Annotated in this window: 19 protein-coding genes; 12 read left to right on the plus strand and 7 right to left on the minus strand. The window is 68.0% G+C overall.

The features are described from left to right. The first annotated feature begins 87 nt into the window (after positions 1–87). From VNF92_08360 to VNF92_08380, 5 genes are all read left to right on the plus strand, one after another. Positions 88–1299, plus strand: a complete 1212-nt coding sequence (locus VNF92_08360; GenBank protein HVA57889.1) for a 4-hydroxy-3-methylbut-2-enyl diphosphate reductase — start codon at positions 88–90, stop codon at positions 1297–1299. Between the two features lie 37 nt (positions 1300–1336). Further along, positions 1337–2101 carry a GDSL-type esterase/lipase family protein gene (locus tag VNF92_08365; GenBank protein HVA57890.1) on the plus strand — a complete coding sequence of 255 codons (765 nt, stop codon included), beginning with the start codon at positions 1337–1339 and terminating at the stop codon, positions 2099–2101. Continuing rightward, positions 2098–3153: an XdhC family protein gene (locus tag VNF92_08370; protein ID HVA57891.1), complete on the plus strand. Its 1056-nt coding sequence runs from the start codon at positions 2098–2100 to the stop codon at positions 3151–3153. The genes VNF92_08365 and VNF92_08370 overlap by 4 nt, the downstream gene beginning before the upstream one ends. Further along, positions 3150–3728 (plus strand): nucleotidyltransferase family protein, encoded by a 579-nt coding sequence (locus tag VNF92_08375; GenBank protein ID HVA57892.1) that lies wholly within the window; start codon positions 3150–3152, stop codon positions 3726–3728. The genes VNF92_08370 and VNF92_08375 overlap by 4 nt, the downstream gene beginning before the upstream one ends. 80 nt (positions 3729–3808) lie before the next feature. Beyond that, positions 3809–4132 (plus strand): hypothetical protein, encoded by a 324-nt coding sequence (locus VNF92_08380; GenBank protein ID HVA57893.1) that lies wholly within the window; start codon positions 3809–3811, stop codon positions 4130–4132. A gap of 75 nt (positions 4133–4207) precedes the next feature. Here the strand turns inward: VNF92_08380 and VNF92_08385 are convergent, their stop codons facing one another. Next, complete coding sequence (locus VNF92_08385; GenBank protein ID HVA57894.1) at positions 4208–4618, minus strand: DUF3792 family protein; 411 nt, start codon at positions 4616–4618, stop codon at positions 4208–4210. A gap of 139 nt (positions 4619–4757) precedes the next feature. Here VNF92_08385 and VNF92_08390 point away from each other — a divergent pair, with 139 nt between their 5' ends. Beyond that, on the plus strand, positions 4758–5834 hold the full coding sequence (locus VNF92_08390) for an ion channel (GenBank protein HVA57895.1): 1077 nt from the start codon (positions 4758–4760) through the stop codon (positions 5832–5834). 4 nt (positions 5835–5838) lie between these two features. On the opposite strand, the gene VNF92_08395 is transcribed toward VNF92_08390, so the two are convergent. Further along, positions 5839–6240 carry a hypothetical protein gene (locus VNF92_08395; protein HVA57896.1) on the minus strand — a complete coding sequence of 134 codons (402 nt, stop codon included), beginning with the start codon at positions 6238–6240 and terminating at the stop codon, positions 5839–5841. Between the two features lie 111 nt (positions 6241–6351). Between VNF92_08395 and VNF92_08400 the strand changes: the two genes are divergently transcribed. The 4 genes from VNF92_08400 (at position 6352) to VNF92_08415 (ending at position 9753) form a co-directional block, all read left to right on the plus strand. Then, positions 6352–7917 carry a family 10 glycosylhydrolase gene (locus VNF92_08400; GenBank protein ID HVA57897.1) on the plus strand — a complete coding sequence of 522 codons (1566 nt, stop codon included), beginning with the start codon at positions 6352–6354 and terminating at the stop codon, positions 7915–7917. Between the two features lie 52 nt (positions 7918–7969). Further along, positions 7970–8491 carry a DinB family protein gene (locus tag VNF92_08405; GenBank protein HVA57898.1) on the plus strand — a complete coding sequence of 174 codons (522 nt, stop codon included), beginning with the start codon at positions 7970–7972 and terminating at the stop codon, positions 8489–8491. 147 nt (positions 8492–8638) lie between these two features. Continuing rightward, positions 8639–9340 (plus strand): hypothetical protein, encoded by a 702-nt coding sequence (locus VNF92_08410; protein ID HVA57899.1) that lies wholly within the window; start codon positions 8639–8641, stop codon positions 9338–9340. 32 nt (positions 9341–9372) lie between these two features. After that, the gene (locus tag VNF92_08415; protein HVA57900.1) at positions 9373–9753 is read left to right on the plus strand and encodes a hypothetical protein; all 381 of its coding nucleotides are present in this window, start codon (positions 9373–9375) and stop codon (positions 9751–9753) included. Here VNF92_08415 and VNF92_08420 read toward each other — a convergent pair. Beyond that, positions 9717–10805 carry a radical SAM protein gene (locus VNF92_08420; GenBank protein ID HVA57901.1) on the minus strand — a complete coding sequence of 363 codons (1089 nt, stop codon included), beginning with the start codon at positions 10803–10805 and terminating at the stop codon, positions 9717–9719. The two genes, VNF92_08415 and VNF92_08420, sit on opposite strands and share 37 nt — an antisense overlap. Positions 10806–10901: 96 nt before the next feature. On the opposite strand from VNF92_08420, the gene VNF92_08425 reads away from it, so the two are divergent. Both VNF92_08425 and VNF92_08430 read left to right on the plus strand, forming a co-directional pair. Further along, positions 10902–12488 (plus strand): hypothetical protein, encoded by a 1587-nt coding sequence (locus VNF92_08425; GenBank protein ID HVA57902.1) that lies wholly within the window; start codon positions 10902–10904, stop codon positions 12486–12488. A gap of 139 nt (positions 12489–12627) precedes the next feature. Further along, positions 12628–12906, plus strand: coding sequence for a 4a-hydroxytetrahydrobiopterin dehydratase (locus VNF92_08430; protein ID HVA57903.1), 279 nt, complete (start codon positions 12628–12630; stop codon positions 12904–12906). Positions 12907–12954: 48 nt separating this feature from the next. Here VNF92_08430 and VNF92_08435 read toward each other — a convergent pair whose 3' ends face one another. From VNF92_08435 to VNF92_08450, 4 genes are all read right to left on the minus strand, one after another. After that, on the minus strand, positions 12955–13647 hold the full coding sequence (locus tag VNF92_08435) for a Bax inhibitor-1/YccA family protein (GenBank protein HVA57904.1): 693 nt from the start codon (positions 13645–13647) through the stop codon (positions 12955–12957). Between the two features lie 108 nt (positions 13648–13755). Further along, a complete protein-coding gene (locus VNF92_08440; protein HVA57905.1) occupies positions 13756–14556 on the minus strand; it encodes a DUF4097 family beta strand repeat-containing protein in 801 nt (266 codons plus the stop codon). A gap of 32 nt (positions 14557–14588) precedes the next feature. After that, positions 14589–15362 carry a DUF4097 family beta strand repeat-containing protein gene (locus tag VNF92_08445; GenBank protein ID HVA57906.1) on the minus strand — a complete coding sequence of 258 codons (774 nt, stop codon included), beginning with the start codon at positions 15360–15362 and terminating at the stop codon, positions 14589–14591. 41 nt (positions 15363–15403) lie between these two features. Then, a complete protein-coding gene (locus VNF92_08450) occupies positions 15404–16321 on the minus strand; it encodes a DUF4097 family beta strand repeat-containing protein (GenBank protein HVA57907.1) in 918 nt (305 codons plus the stop codon). Positions 16322–16326 lie beyond the last annotated feature (5 nt).

Below are 16326 nucleotides of genomic sequence, written 5' to 3' on the forward strand. Positions count from 1 at the left end.
CGCCGCTGGCGGCTGCTGAAAACGGCATCGCAACCAAGCGTCGGGTCAGAATAGGCCCGGCTGCCGCGGCGTGCTAGATTTCCTCCCATGGGCACGCCCTCAGACGCTCCCACGTATTACCGGAAAGGCTTCGGGCTGAAGACCGAAGTCCTGGGCGATCTGGCGTCCGACTACGACGGCCGCCTCGTGGACTACATGCGCGCCCACGATTACACGCTGACGGTGGGCGACGTCACGATCCGACTGGCCCGCGAATTCGGCTTCTGTTACGGGGTGGAGCGCGCGGTCGAATACGCGTACCAGACCCGCCGCAAGTTTCCCGACAAACGCATCTACCTCGTCGGCGAGATCATCCACAACCCGCACGTCAACGCGCGCCTCGGCGAGATGGGGATCCAGATCCTGATGCCGGGCCCCGGCGGCTTCGACTTCAGCGGCGTGCGCGCCGATGACGTGGTGATCATGCCGGCATTCGGCGTCACGATCGGCGATTTCGAGGCGCTGCGCGCCGTCGGCTGCGTCCTCGTGGATACGACCTGCGGCTCGGTCCTCAACGTCTGGAAGCGCGTCGAGAGCTACGCGCGCGACGGATTCACGGCGCTCATCCATGGCAAGTACTTCCACGAGGAAACCCGCGCCACCGCGTCGCAGGTGAGCAAGTACCCCGATGGCCAGTATCTGGTGGTGCGGAACATGGAAGACGCCCGACTGGTGTGCGGCTACATCGAGGGCTCCGTCGATGCGGCGACCATCGTGGATCACTTCCGCGCTTCGATCTCGTCCGGGTTCGATCCCGAGCGCCACCTGCAGCGCATCGGCGTCGCCAACCAAACCACCATGCTGGCCCGCGAGTCGCTGGCCATCGGCGAGGCGGTGGGCGCCGCCATCGCACGGGCTCGCGGCGCCGACGCCCGTGAGCGCGACTTCCGTACGTTCGACACGATCTGCAGCGCCACCCAAGAGCGGCAGGACGCCGTGACCGAGCTACTGAAGGAACCGCTCGATGCCATGGTCGTGATCGGCGGTTTCAATTCCAGCAACACCATCTCACTGGCCGCGCTGTGCGCCGAGCGCGTGCCCACGTACCACATCGATACCGCCACCGGCATCGATCCCGAGGCGGGCACGGTTCAGTTCCGAACCGTCGGCATCCACCACCACGAAGCCGAGCGGGCCGGCTGGCTGCCCGGCGGTCCGGTGCGGGTCGGCATTACCGCGGGCGCCAGCACGCCGAACAATAAGATCGGCGAAACGGTGGCGCGCATCCTCGCCACACGCGGCCTCGTCGCCGAGGTGTGAATCGCCGCCGGCCCCGTCCGGCAGGGAGAACCTGCACGTGGAGTTTGCCGAGTACGTCGCCTTGGGCGACGCGTTTTCCGGTGATGTCTTTCCGGCGCTCGATGCAGGCGCTACGAGTGTCGCAGTAGCGCTCGAGCGCGAGCCCCGAGCCGGCGACGTCGCACCCCTCGGCGCGGCGGCCCTGCTGTACCGGAACGACGACGATCGGTGGCCCGAGTTCGCCGGCCTCGACCTCACGACGGTGAACCCTGACCTTGCATTCCACTCGCTCGTCGCGGAAAGCGCAACGATCGGCGATGTGTTCGGCGACCAACTCGCCATGGTCGCGGCGAGCGAAGCGCCCACGCTCGTCACCCTCACCATCGGCGCGGCCGATCTCATGAGCCTGCTCGTGCGCCGTCCGAGTCTCGCGATAGCGCGGAAGGCGGCGCACGACATCGGCGAAGCCTACGAGTTCCTCGTCGATGCCATCCGCCGCGCGCGCCCCACGGGGATGCTCCTGCTGGCCACCGTCTGCGATCCCTCCGATGGCACGGCCCTCATGCCGGGAGTGGATGCTGCCACGCGACCGGTGCCGCTCGCCGCGCTCGACGTCGTGAACGCCCGAATTCGCACGATCGCCGCCGGAACCCCCGGTGCTCGACTGGCAGACCTGCACTCCCACTTTCTGGGTCACGGCGCCAGCGCCGACGAGAAGGACCGCTGGTACTGGCGCCGCTCGCCGCTCGACCCCAACGCCGTGGGAGCGAGTGAGGTGCGGCGCCTCTGGCTGGACGCCATGGGATATGGGCCCGAGCCGTGACGCATCCCACGCTCGCCCGCTTCGACGAACTCCGCCGCTGCGAGCCGCGGTTGGCCATGGCCACGCTCGTGTCGGCCACCGGGTCGAGTTCAAGCATCGTCGGCGCCAAGACCTTTGTTGGTGAGTCGGGACAGATCGTGGGTTCGGTGACCATCGGCGGGTGTCTGGATGCGCGCGCCGCCGAGACGGCCGATCGTGTGCTGGCATCGAACTACGCCGAGTTGCTCGACATTCCGCTCGCTGACGAGGAAGCCTGGGATCTCGGGCTCGCATGCGGCGGAAATGTGCGACTACTCGTCGAGCCCGTGGGCAGCGGGTCGGCCACCGATCCGGTTGTCGTGGCGTACGCCGCAGCCGACCAGATGGTGGCCGCGGGCCGCCGCGCACTCGTCGTCCGCGCGCTCTCCGGCGATTCGGCACGGCTCGTGCTCGATGCCGATGGTAGCAGCCGAGGCTCGCTCGGCGACCCGGCGCGCGACGCTCGTCTCGCGTCGCTGGTGAAGGCCAGCGGTGCCCCCGCCGTCGTCGTGGACGAAACCGACGGCGCGGCTTACTTCGTCGAAGCATTCGCGCCGCCGCTCACGGTGGCTATTTTCGGCGCTGGCGAGGTGGCCGCGGTGCTCACGCGCGTGGCGGGGGATTTGGGGCTGCACACGGTGGTCGTGGACCCCCGGGCGCGGTACGCGTCGCGCGAGCGGTTCCCGGGCGCGAGCGAGATCCGGGTGGGCGATCCCGGTGCGATCGCCGCTGAACTGCCGGCCACGGCCGACACTTTCGTGGTGATCGTGTCACACGACTACAAGTTCGAACTTCCGGTGCTGCGACACATGCTGCGCGCCCCGGTAGGCTACATCGGCCTCATGTCGAGCCGTAAACGCATAGCCGCGCTACGCGGATTCCTGGCCGACGAAGGGTTCGCCGCGGAGGAGTTGGATCGGATTCATGCCCCGATCGGCATCGATATTGGAGCTCGCACCCCGGCCCAGGTGGCGGTGAGTATCGCCGCCCAACTCGTAGCCATACGGGCTGGCCGCGACCCCACGGTACTGTGATCGCTGCCCTGGTGCTCGCCGCGGGCGCCGCGCGGCGGTTTGGTTCGCCGAAGCTGGTGCAGCCGGTGCGGGGTGAGCCGCTCGTGCGGGCGAGCGTCGAGCGGGTGCTTGCCGCCGGTCCCGAGCGCACGATCGTGGTGGTGGGGCATGGTGCGACAGCCGTGCGGCGAGCGTTAGCCGGGCTCGACGTCCAGATCGTGACCAACCCCCGGCCGGACGATGGGCTGAGTTCGTCGCTGCGCGCCGGCCTCGCGGCCGTGCCGTCGAACGCGGTGGCAGTGCTGATCGCGCTTGGCGACCAGCCAATTACACACGATGAAGTAATTCCGGCGTTAATAGCGCGTTTTGGTGGCACTGATGTTGCTATAGTGGCGCCAAAATACAGTGGAGATCAAGGACTTCCAGTTGTCTTTTCCAGGGCTGTGTTCCCGGAATTGGAGGCGCTCACCGGTGATCGTGGGGCCCGATCTGTGGTGGAAGCCGATCCCGCACGGGTCGCCTATGTGGAGTTCGACTTTCCCATGCCGCCGGACGTGGACACTCCCGGAGACCTCGAATTTCTGATGAATTCCTGACGCTCGGGGTCTGGCTCGCGATTGCGGGCCCGCCTTTCGGCCCGGTCGAACGCAGCTGCGAGCTCGCTCGAGGTGAGGCCGTGGGCGAATGCGTCGCTCCGCGCACGCTCGGCCACGTCATCGGCCAGAACTCGGCGCTCTGCGTCACCCAGTGGACGGCTGTTTACGAAAGTGCCTACGCCGCGCCGACCTTTCACGGCACCTCCTGCGGCGAGCTCGCGGTAAGCCTGGAGGATCGTATTGGCGTGGACCCCGAACCGGGTGGCGAGCGTGCGGATCGGAGGCAGTGCATCGCCGGGCGCGAAGTCGCCGCAGGCAATGGCGGCACGAACCGCGTCGGCGACCTGGAGGAAGAGAGGGCGACGGTCGTTCGGATGGAGTTCGAAGTGCATGTGCAAATCTAGTGCTCTAGGACACTAGAGCACAACTATTGCGCGGACCGGATTCTGCAACACCTCGCGGGGGCAAGCGGACGCTGCCTACGCGCGCTGGCGTCCGCTCTCGTCTCGCGCGGCGCCGCCGAGGGCAGCTCCCGCCAGCACAATGGCCATACTGGCGGCTGTGAACCAGAGCGGCTGCGCCGCCGCAGGAAACGCGAGGTTGGTCAGCGACGGCGGCGCGAGTTGCATCAGGAGCACGTACGATATCCCCACTGCCAGACCATGGGTGCGCGGACGCCGGCGGGCGAGGGCCGCCGCGGTGTACCCGCCAGCGATGGCTGCTAGCCCATTCATCACCAGCAAGAACGCCGCCAGCGGCAGCACCGGGAGAGCCTCCGGCGGGCCCCCGTGGAACACCACGGCATCAGCCATCGCGCTCAGCACGAAAGCCAGTGCGCACCCGACCGCGATTCCCGTCACCGTTCGCACCACGCCTCGCCTCCTGAGCATTCGCCTCAACTTACGGACGAGGGCCGTTGGCAGAAAGCGCACTCCACGCCGCGCCCGCGCGTGGAAAGCGGCCTGACCCGGTGCTACATTCGGCCGATTCGCCAACCGGCCGAATCTCACCACCCCAGGAGCTGAAGCAATGACGACGGCCGAGCCACGTCTCACCGCGGCGGAGGAACCAAAGGATCTTGGGTTCGGGACCGTCGTCGGCCAAGCGAACACCCAGCGGCTGCTGAATCGCGACGGATCGTTCAACGTCCGGCGCGATGGATTGCCACGGCTGTCGTCGCTCAGCCTGTACCATGCATTGCTGGGGCTCAGCTGGCCGCAGTTCATCGGGCTGCTCGTGGGCGGCTACCTCGTGGTGAATGTGCTGTTCGCGTTGGCATACTCGGCGTGCGGGCCGGGCGCATTGATGGGTACGGCGGCATCGACGATGGGTGGTGGGTTCTTGCGGGCGTTCTTCTTCAGCGTGCACACCTTTGCCACCATCGGCTACGGCAACGTGGTGCCGATGGGACTACCGGCGAATCTGCTGGTGACGCTGGAAACAATCGTCGGTCTGCTCGGGTTCGCGGTCAGCACCGGCGTCCTCTTCGCGCGGTTCGCGCGGCCCACGGCGCGGGTGCTATTCAGTGCGCGCGCCGTGGTGGCGCCGTATCGTGGCCGCACGGGCTTCATGTTCCGCCTCGTGAACGGGCGTTCCAACCAGCTCATCGAGCTCGATGTGAAAGTGCTGTTCAGCCGCATCGAAGAGCGACAGGGGGCGAGGCAACGAGTGTACGATCAGCTCAAGCTGGAGCGCACGCACGTCGTGTTCTTTCCATTGGCGTGGACAGTGGTGCACCCGATCGACGAATCGAGCCCGATGTGGGGGTTCACGGAGTCGGAGTTCCAGGCGTGCGAGACCGAGTTCCTGATCCTGCTGAGCGCCATCGACGAGACGTTCGCGCAGACCGTCCATGCCCGCACGTCGTACCGAGCCGATGAGATCGCAGTGGGAGCCAAGTTCGTGAACATCTACAATCCGCGGGCTTCCGATGGGTCCGAGAGCATCGACATCTCGCGGCTGAGCGAGATCGAGCGGGTAGCGAGGGACGCGGCCGAGATGCACGACACCGCCACCTGGCACCACACGGGGCACTTCACGGGGTTCGCTCCCCCGGCGCCGCCGGATCGGCGTTCCGGAACGGCGGGCCCGCCGCCCGTGAGCTAATGCCTCAGAGTGCCGGGTTGGTGGGGAAGTCGGAGACCTGATCGGAATTGCCGGCGCGCTGCACTTCCTCGGCGCGTGCGGCCGACACGGGGAGCTTCTTGAGCACTGCGTCGCGGCACGCGGCGAGCACGGCCTCGAGCGCCTCGATGCCGTCGTCGGTGGCTTCGTAGAATAGATCGTTCACCGCAGACTCGGCGCGCTCCAGCTGCTGCACGAGTGCCTTGGCGTGGCCCCGGCTCGGCATCACGCCGCAGACCTTGGGCGTGGCGCGATTGCCGCACGCCTTCCGTAGGACGATCACCGCGCCGCGCTTGCCCGGCTGCACGTAGTACGCAGAGCCCGCGCCCTTGGGCCGGGCCCGCTTGACGCCTCGCTTCTTCGCTGATTTGGGACGCTGTCTGGCCATATCAGTGATCGGATCGTGGCGGAATTCCTGAACAATACTCTGGCGCTCCGCATGAACCTAGTCCGGGACATCGTGCGATGACAACCGGCGGTGGCGCGTTAGGTTGCACGCATGTCGAGAATCCGTACCGTCGCGATCGTGATTGGCGCACTGGTCGGCGCCGCCCCGCCGGTGGCGGGACAACGCAGTGCCGGGCCGTTGCCGGTCACCGCCGAGTGGTCCGCTACCACGACGGTCGCGCCACCGCCCGTGGCCCGCGAATTCCGCGGTGTTTGGGTGGCGACGGTGGGCAACATCGATTGGCCCTCGGCGCCGGGTCTGTCCACCGCGCAGCAGCAGGCCGAGTTGACGGCGATCCTCGACCGCGCGGCGGCGCTCCACCTCAATGCGGTGATCTTCCAGGTGCGGCCGTCGGCCGACGCGATGTATGCGTCGAGGCTCGAGCCGTGGTCGTCGTTCCTCACAGGCCGCATGGGCCGGGCCCCCGATCCCCCGTGGGATCCGCTCGCCTTCGCGGTGCGGGCCGCGCACGCGCGGGGGTTGGAACTCCATGCCTGGTTCAATCCATTTCGCGCTCGCTATCCCGGAGACGACAGCCCTGCGGCGCGCAGCCACGTGAGCCGTCGCGATCCGCGCGTCGTCCATCACTATGGACGCTATCTGTGGATGGATCCCGGCAGTGTCGAGGCACGGCACCAGGCAATTCGTGTGATCCTCGACGTGGTCAAGCGCTACGACATCGACGGCGTGCACCTTGATGACACCTTCTATCCGTACCCGGTGATGGAGGGCGGCAAAGAAGTGCCGTTCCCCGACGGGGCGACGTTCCGCGCGTATCGAGCACGCGGCGGCAAACTCGACCGCGACGACTGGCGCCGGCACAACGTCGATCTGTTCGTGCAGCAGTTGTACGTCGCGGTCAAGCGCGAGAAGCGCTGGGTGAAGGTGGGCATCAGTCCATTCGGGATCTGGCGTCCTGGCAATCCGCCGGGCGTGCGGGGATTCGACGCGTACGCCAAGTTGTTCACCGATTCGCGTAAGTGGCTGGCCGAGGGGTGGGTGGACTATCTGGCACCACAATTGTACTGGCCCATCGCGCGGCCCCAGCAGAGCTACGCCGATCTGCTCGCCTGGTGGGTGAACCAGAACACGAAGAGCCGCAATCTGTGGGCGGGCAACTACGCGGCGCGCGCGGCGGGCACGGCCGGCGGAAGCGAAGTGTGGCCATCGGCGGAGATTCTCGATCAGATCCGGCTCACCCGTGAGGAGCCGGGTGCCTCGGGCGACATCTTCTTCAGCATGGCGGCCCTGTTGAGCGATCCCGACAGTCTCGACGAGCGGTTGCTCGCCGGTCCGTACGCCGCGCCGGCGCTCGTACCCGACTTTCCCTGGTTGAGCGCCGGCACGCCGGCACGCCCCGGTGTGATGCTGGCGCGTGCGCCGCGGACGGGAGCCCTGGTGGCACACCTGACGCCCGGGGGGAAGCGGGTGCCGTGGCAGTGGGTATTGCAGGCGCGCGTGGACGGTGCATGGCGGAGCGTCATCCTACCGGGCACGGCGCGCGAGTATACCTTGGCCGATGGCTTCGGGAACGCCGATGCCGTAAGCCTGATTGCCGTAGATCGCGTGGGCGGCGAGAGTGCGCCCGCGGTGATCGTCCAGGCGACCGATTTCTGAGCGCAGGGCATGGAATGCGCTCCACCTCACGTCAAGCAGGGAGAGTTTCGGCATGAGCACCATCCAGCGTCCGGCCCCGGACGAGTTCGCGCCATTCTATGCCGGGTACGTGAACGGCGTCCCCGACGGCGACGTGGTCGCTGTGCTCGAGCAGCAGGCCCGCGATCTCACGGCGCTGCTCTCGGGGTTGAGCGACGAACGGGCCGGGCATCGGTACGCGCCGGACAAGTGGAGCGTGAAGGAGGTGGTGGGGCACGTCGCGGACGCCGAACGGATCTTCGCGTACCGGGCGCTGCGCATCTCGCGGGGCGACGCGACGCCACTCGCCGGATTCGACCAGGACGCCTACGTCGCGCGGGGGCAGTTCGACCGGCGGGCGTTGAGCGATCTGTTGACCGAGTACGCGGCCGTGAGCGCTGCCACCGTCTCCCTGTTCCGCGCGATGAGCGACGAGGAGTCGCGGCGCGCCGGGTCGGCCAACGGCGTTCCGGTCACGGCGCGCGCGCTGGCGTACGTGGCGGCCGGGCACGAACGGCATCATGCGCGCATCCTCCGCGAGCGCTACCTGCCGTGACATCAAGGGGATAGCGGCGAGGACCAGCCGCCGCTCGGCGGGGCCGAACACAAGTTCACCGTTTCCGTACTTGCTGCGGTTGCCCGAAACCGCGTAGAGTAGGAGGACGGCCCAGTGGCGCCCCGGGCGTAATGCACGGGAGGTCCAATGATGCGGTTGTGGATGGCCACATATGCCGAGCCCTCGCGGCTCGCCAGCAGCGCAGCGGTGAGCGCCGCGGTCCACGGCGGAGTCATCTTCGCGGCGATCGTGAGCACGCTTGGCGCGCCGCAGCGGCTGAAGGAGAAGATCGCGCAGGAGGTGCAGTTCTTGCCGCCCCCCGACCGCATGCTTCCGGCGCGCGGCCCCACCGAAACACTCCACTTCGTGCTGTTGTCGCCCAAGGACAACATGGAATTTGCCAAGCCGCAGCCAAGCCGGCGGGCGGTCGCTGCGTTGCAGGACGCGGGTGACGGCCACAGGCCCGTGATCGTGCCGGTGAAAGAGACGGCATGGAATGAGGACTCCGTGGCATCGGCGTTGGACGTGGACTCGACCGTTCGGCGGTATCCGGAGAGTGCGGCGCCGGCCTATCCGCCGGCCCTCCTCGCCAAACACATTGAAGGATCGGTGGCGACCACCTACATCGTGGACACGACCGGGCTCGCTGACACGGCTTCGTTGGTGATCATGGGGGCCACGGATACGGGGTTCGCCCGATCGGTGCGCGAAGCATTACCATACATGCGCTTCCGTCCGGCCATCCGCTCCAATCGCAAGGTGCGGCAACTGGTGAGCCAGGTATTCCTGTTCAGAATCCTGCATCCGGCGCCGGACACCACCGCGATCAAGAAGTCGGGAAACGAGTGAGTCCTCATTTCAATGCGCCGCCGCCGAGTCGCGTGCGCCACATCGTGCGGCTAGCCGGTGTCGTGATCGGCTATTCGGAGTTGGAACTGGCGTGGCCGGGCGAAGGCCGGGCTCGCGGGACGTTCCGCCCCGGGATCGGGTACGAACTGGTGGAACCGGTGTTCCGCCTGTTCGCAGACGCGGTGCCGCCGGCCGAAGGCGCCGTGGCCGACGCCGTCAAGCTCGAGCGGTACCACCAATCACGCGACGCGCTGGGGCTGCGGCTCGAAGAAGCCGACGGGACGGTGGTGCGGACGGCGGCCATCCATATCGCCGACTACTCGCGTGAGGGCGGGCCTGCGGCCCGCCACCTGGACGTGCTGATTCCCGACGACGGCTACTGGGTGCGGCGCGCAGCTCGCGAGGGCGCGTAACCCGGGAGCGTGGCGTGTGCTTCCGCGGCCGGCGGGCCGGCCACCTCGTCACCGTCGCCGTAAGCCAGGCCGTGGCGCGCGCAGAGCACTCGCATCGTGGCCTTGAGCCCAGCGCGGTAGCGCGCGCCCAACATGTGAGAGCGGGCGAAGGTGGCACGGTAGCGCAGGGCGAGGGCGGGGAACTCCTGCTCGATGAACGGAAGGTACCGCTGCCGTGCCGTGGCGCGGAGCGCGAGCGAACCGGCCACGATCGAATCGGCGCCCGACGCCGTCACGCGCGCCACGAGCTCATCCAGTTGCGCAGTCCCGTCGGTGATGCCCGGCAACACCGGCATTGCGTTCACCCGCACACGGATGCCGGCCGCGTGCAGCCGCGCGACGGCGCGCAGCCGCGCTTCCGGCGTCGGCGCCCGCGGCTCCAAGCGCCGGGCCAGCTCGCGATCCACCGTGATGAGCGATACGTGCACCTCGATCTGCGAGTGGCGGGCGACGCTGGCGAGAACGTCCACGTCGCGCGTGACCAGCGGACTCTTGGTGATGATGATGACGTGCAATCCGGGATGCTGCGCGAGGACCTCGAGGATTCCGCGCGTGATGCGGAACCGGCGTTCCGCCGGCTGGTATGGGTCGGTGGCCGTTCCGATGACGATGCGGTGGCCGCGCGCCAGGTCGGCCAGCCGTTCGGGGCCATGCCAGAGCGCGCGCGCCAGCACGTCGGGTGCGTTGCGCTTGACGACGATTGCCCGCTCGAACGCAAGCCACGGCGGCAGTTCCCGCGCCATGTGCTGGAGGGGGGGGTGCGACGGGTCGGCGGCAAGGGCGCGCTCGAGCACGTACCGGTGGGCGTAGCGGGCGTAGCAGTACGCGCACCCGAACGCGCAGCCCACGTAGGGGTTGATGGACCAGAACCCGTCGAAGCCGGTCGTGGTCGGATCGTTGAGCACCCTGCGTGCCCGGGTCGCGAAGTAGCGGATGTCGCTCTGCTGCCCGATGGCGGGAAGTACGCGCTCGCGCGTGAGCGCGTCGGGGAAGAGTGAGAGTTGGCGCGCCATGGCGGTGGGGTGATTGCGGAGATATACCGAACAAAACCCGAAAAGGCAAGACGAATTGGTTCGGCTAATCGTCGTCATTGGCATATGTTTGTCGGCGTGAAGTTTCTCCTCGGTCTCAGTCGCGACGCCACCACGATCTGGCGGAGTTCGCTGTTTGCCGTGCGCCTCACGGCGCTGGTCATGGCGAGTGTGGCCTTTTCGGGTGTGCTGTTCGTGACGGAACCGCCGGGTCCCGGCCTGCAGGAATCGTCGGCATCCTATCTGGGGGCCGCCGAATCGGTGGCGCGAGGGGACGGGTTCCGCGCGCCGGTGGCCCCCTGGTTCTCGGCCGACAGCAGTTCGAGCCTGGCGGGCTATCCTCCGGGCTATTCGGCCGCGCTCGCGCTCCCCGTGGCGATGGGGTTTCCTGCGGTGCAGGCGGCGCGGCTGGTCGAAGCGCTGTCGGCGTTCGTCGCCATGGCGACACTGATCGCGATGGTGGGGGATGCCGTCGGCGCCGGTGCGGCAGTTCTGCTCGGACTCGCCCTGCTGGTGACGCCTCCGTTGGTGAACGTGCACCTCTTCGTGTTGAGCGAACCGCTGTTCTTGGCGTGCCTGGCGTTGACCCTGGCGACCATGGTGGCGATGCCGGAACAGCCGCTGGCCGCGGGGGTGTGCGCCGGTGCCGCCCTGCTGGTGCAGTACGCGGGTATCGGCGCGGTGATTGCCGTGGTGGTGTGGACGCTCGGGCGGCGGGGCACATGGCGGGTGCGCGTGAAGCACACGGCGCTCGCGATGCTTCCCAGCGTGCTGCTCGCCGCCGCGTGGTGTGTCTCGACGCACGGCGTCGGGGCAGCTATCGGACCGCGCCTGGGCGCATATCCGGGGCTGGCGCACGCCCTCGCGAATGGCGGCGCCACGCTGACGCGCTGGCTCGTGCCCAGGTCGCACGCGGTGTGGTGGGGGCGTTGGATCGCCCTCCTGGCGGCGGTCGGCGTGGTGGCGATGCTGGTGAGTGGAAGCCGCCGTGCCTATCGGCTGTGGCGCCTGCTGCCCGAGGGGCTGTCGACGCAGAGTTCGAGAACGGTTCCGCAGTTGATTGCAGCGCGCGTGCTCGCGGACTCGGCGCTCCTGGCCGGATCGTACGCTGCCGTGCTTATCGGGGCGCGGCTGTTCGCGAACGGTCAGATCGTGTTCGACTACCGGCTGTTGTCTCCGTTGGTGATGTTGGCGTCGGTGGCGTTCGCGGTGGCGGCGGCCAATTGGTGGCGTTTGGCGGTGCGCCCGGCGCGGGTGGTGTTGGCGGTGCTGCTGGTTGTGTGGGGCGGCGCGGCGGCGGCAGCGTCGTGGCGCCAAGCGCACGAAGCATTGGAGTACGGCGCGGGACTTGCCCATGAAACGTGGCGTCGCTCGGCGATGCTGGAGTGGACTCGCAACGACGGCGCGCGCTACGCGCTCTACTCCAACTGGCCCAGCCTGGGCTACTTCTACCTCGGGCGGCCGGCACGCGGCCTACCGGAGGCGGATGATCCGGCGACGTTGCGCGCCTTCGCTGATACGCTCGCGTCGCGCGGCGGCGTGGTGCTTGCATTCTCGGCGCGCAACGCCCGCTACCCGTTGCCCGACGCGCTCGTCCGCGCCGGGGGATTGCGTGTGATCGCCACGTTTCCCAACGGCCGCGTGCTGGGACCCGCCGTGCCGTGATGGTCAGCGCCCGTCGCACTCGACGGGCATGTGGCGCATTACGTTGCCCCCGCCGGCCATTTCGCGAATCCGCCCGGATGCGTACTATCCGGAGACCCCGGCCGTGTGCGGTCGACCGACCGCACGGAGGAGAGGAGCCATGCCCGAAAAGCTATCGGATGTCGAGATTCAGCGTGCGCTCGGCGCGATGCCTGGATGGTCCCGGCGCGGCGAAACGCTGGTGAAGAGTTACACGTTCGCACGGTTCGCGGACGGCATCGCCTTCGTGAACAAGGTGGCCGGCATCGCCGATGCCATGGACCACCATCCCGACATCGACATTCGCTACACCAAGGTGACGTTGACGCTGGCCACCCATTCGGCGGGTGGCATCACATCGCTGGATCTCGACCTGGCGGGGAAGATCGAGAGACGGTAGACAGCGAACCGTTGACGGCTCGCTGCCCACCACGGCCGGCGAGGGCCCTCAGCGCCGGTCGCGACCGCCGCTCACCAGGCTCAGCATGAACAGGAACAGGTTGAGCAGGTCGAGAAAGATCGTGACTGCAGCGATGACGTAGTCCTGGTCGCTCAACTGCCCGGAGCGCGTGATACGCCAGGTGTCGAAGACGAGCAGGCCGGCGAACACGAAGACCCCTGCGCCGGCGATCCAGGTCGACCCGCCCACGCTAGGAAAGAAGACCCCGATGAGCATGGTGAGGAACAGCACCACCAACCCGACGGCAAAGAACCCGCCCCACGCGCTGAAGTCGCGCCGGCTGAACGTGGCGTACAGGGTCAGCGCACCGAAGGTCGCAAAGGTGAGCAGCCCTGCCTCGCCGATGGCTCCGGGCTGCATCTTGGCGTAGAACAGCAGGATGGGCGCGATCCACACGCCGATCACGAACGTGTAGAGCAACGTGAGAATGATGTTGCGAGGGAAGTTCCTCGCCTGCGACTGGGCCATGAACAACGGCGCCAGCGTGCAGAAGAAGCTGATGAACGGATGGGCCGCCACCGCGCTCAGCAGCGCCGGCTGCGTGAACGTGAACGCGGCGCCGATCAACGACACGACAATGCCCAGGAAGACCAGCCCGTACGTGCGGCGCACCAGTGTCGCGCGCTCGACACCCGAGAGAACGCGAGGGGTGGCAGCGACCGAGTATCGCGAGAAACCCATGATTCGATCCGACTCCTGAAAGAGAAAAGACCCTACCTCCAAGTTTACCCGGCAGCGGGTGCCGAGTGCCAGTGGTGGTAGGGAGTGGTGGCGGAACGCGAAGCGCAATCAGTGCTTGCGCAGTTCGACGTTTCCGTTGATGGTGTGCATGACGATGCGCGGGCCGCCCTGGCCAAGCTGGGCGTGAAGATGCCGGGGATCGATATGCCCGTTCAGGGTGACCGGAAAGTCTGTCGTGAAGCGGCCATTCACGGTGCTCAGCTCGACGTCGGCGTTCACGTCGTTGGCCAACTCGACGATCACCGACCCGTTGACGCTCGTGAAGCGCATGCCTTCGGTGGGGTGATAGTGGAGTAGCGAGGCGTGGACCATGCCGTTGACGCTGCTGGCCGACACGGGCCCGCCGTCGGTCTCGACGTTCACGCTGCCGTTGACGGTGCCGACGCGTACCTCCGAGGTCACGCCGGTGACGGACACGTCGGAGTTGACGGTGTGCACGTTGACCTTCACGCCTGCCGGCACGGCCACCTGGAAGTCGACACGGATGTCGTTGTCGCGTCTGCGGCTGCCCCCCTCGGAGTCGTAGCCGGCGGGCGTGCAGCGGGCGTCGGGGCCCCAGAGCGCGCAGACGAGCACGTCCTGGTTGTCGGTCCCGTACCGTTGGACGTCGTACCGCACGTAATGCGGATCGCCGCGGCGCACGTGCATCGTGGCGCTGACCGTGACGCTATCGCCGGTTGCTTTCTGCACGACGATGCGGCCGTTGAGGTTGCGGATCGTGATCCAGCGCCCGTCGGGCACCTTCCACGCCCAATGCGCGGGAGTCTGGTCGGGCGCGCCCTGGGCCTGCACCGTGGCCGCGGACAGCCCGGCGGCGACGGCAGCGGTAATGGCGAGCAGTCGGCGCATATGGAGAATCCTACTCATCGGGAGATCATCTGTCACTTGGCGGAGCGCAGGCGCACGTCGCCGCTCACGGTGGAGACGGAGAGCGTCCGGCCGCCCTTGCCGATGCGGGCGCTGATGTGGCGGCGCCCCATGCGGCCGCTGAGGGTGAGCGGGAAGTCAGTGTCGAGGTCGCCGCTCACCGTGGCCATGGAGAAGTCAGCGTCGAGCCCAGGCGGGACAGACACGGTGACGTCACCGCTCACGCTGCGGAACGTGAGATCCCCACTGCCCGACAGCGCGGTGATGCCGACGTCCACGTCACCGCTCACCGACGTGGCGCTCACACCGGTGGCAGCCAGGTTGCGTAGCGTGACGTCGCCGCTCACGCTGGCCGCCCGCACGTCGCCATGGGCGCCGTCAATGTGGATGTCGCCGCTCACCGAGTGGGCGTCGGCGAACATCGAGGTGGGGAGGTGCACCGTCACGTCGATCGTCCCGTCGTGGTCCGCGTGGCGGCCGTGCGAGTGCATCTGCGCGCCGTCCTCATCGCACGACGCGTCGCTGTCGCGATAGAGCACGCAGACCACGATGTGGTGTGAGTACTCCTTGACCGTGGCGTAGACGTCGTCGTCCGATCCGCCGTGGCGCCGCGTCGTGACCTCGACGGTGTTGCCGGCGGCCGGCAGATACGTCACGTCACCCGTGATGTCGTGCACCGAGACGACGGTGCCCGCGTCTTCGGCCTTGGACCATGGAAAGTCGGTGCGTTGGGCGCTGGCTGCGGAGGCGGTGAGGGCCACGAACGTGAGACCGAGGAGTGTGCGCATGGAGGGGACCGGTGAGAGGACTCGAGAGAACAGGTGGCGGCTCACTTGCCGCCGCGGCGCCGGATGACGACGTCGCCGCTGAAGGTCTGGGCGGAGATGCGCGCCGCGCCCCCGCCAATGGTGAACGTGAACCGCTTACTGGTGCCGGCGCCGATGCCGTGTTCGCCGGGCTCGAGCGTGATCGGGAATTCGCTGTCGATCGAGCCGTTCCAGGTGGACACGGTGAGCTGGGCGCTGGCGTCGGCCGGGATGGTGAGCGTGACGTCGCCGGAATGCGAGCCGAGGTCATAGCGCCCGTCGGCGGCGATGGCGCCGTCGAAGCCCACGTCGCCGCTCGTGCTCTGCGCGCTCACGCTCTGCGAGGTGACGCGTGACAGGGTCACGTCGCCGCTCACCGACGCGGCGCTCACGTTGCCGGTGACGCCGGTGAGTCTGATCTCGCCGCTCACGCTGCTCGCGCTCACGTCGCCCCGGAGATCGGAGGCCGTGATGTCGCCCGAGAGTGTACTGAGATCGACGTGGCCCGAAGCGTTCTGGACGGTCACGTCGCCGGTCTGGCTATGCACCGAGACGTCCCCGCCGGTGCCGCTCACCGAAACATCCCCGCCTTGGGATTGCGACGACACGCGGGCGCCCAGCGGCACGGTGATGTCGAATCGCACGTCGCCTCCCAGGTCTGACGCGTCCACCGCCACTCGGTCGCGCGACGCGTCGAACCTGATGCGGCCCCGCTCCGCGGTGGCGTGCACGACGACGGTGTTTGCGGGGCCGGTGTGCACGCGGACATCGCCATGCCGCGTGGTGAGCGCCACCAGCCCGCCGCGGTCGAGGGTGACCGTCGTGTCGAGCCGTCCGCCGCGGTCGCGGTCATAGAGGAGGCCGTCGTCGCGGCGCTGCTGCGCCGCAGCGGGCACTGCCGCGGCGAGCAGAAGGAACGCAACCAGAAGGGATGAACGCATGGGAA

Source organism: Gemmatimonadaceae bacterium (assembly GCA_035533015.1).
In the GTDB taxonomy this organism is placed as follows: Bacteria; Gemmatimonadota; Gemmatimonadetes; order Gemmatimonadales; family Gemmatimonadaceae; genus JAGWRI01.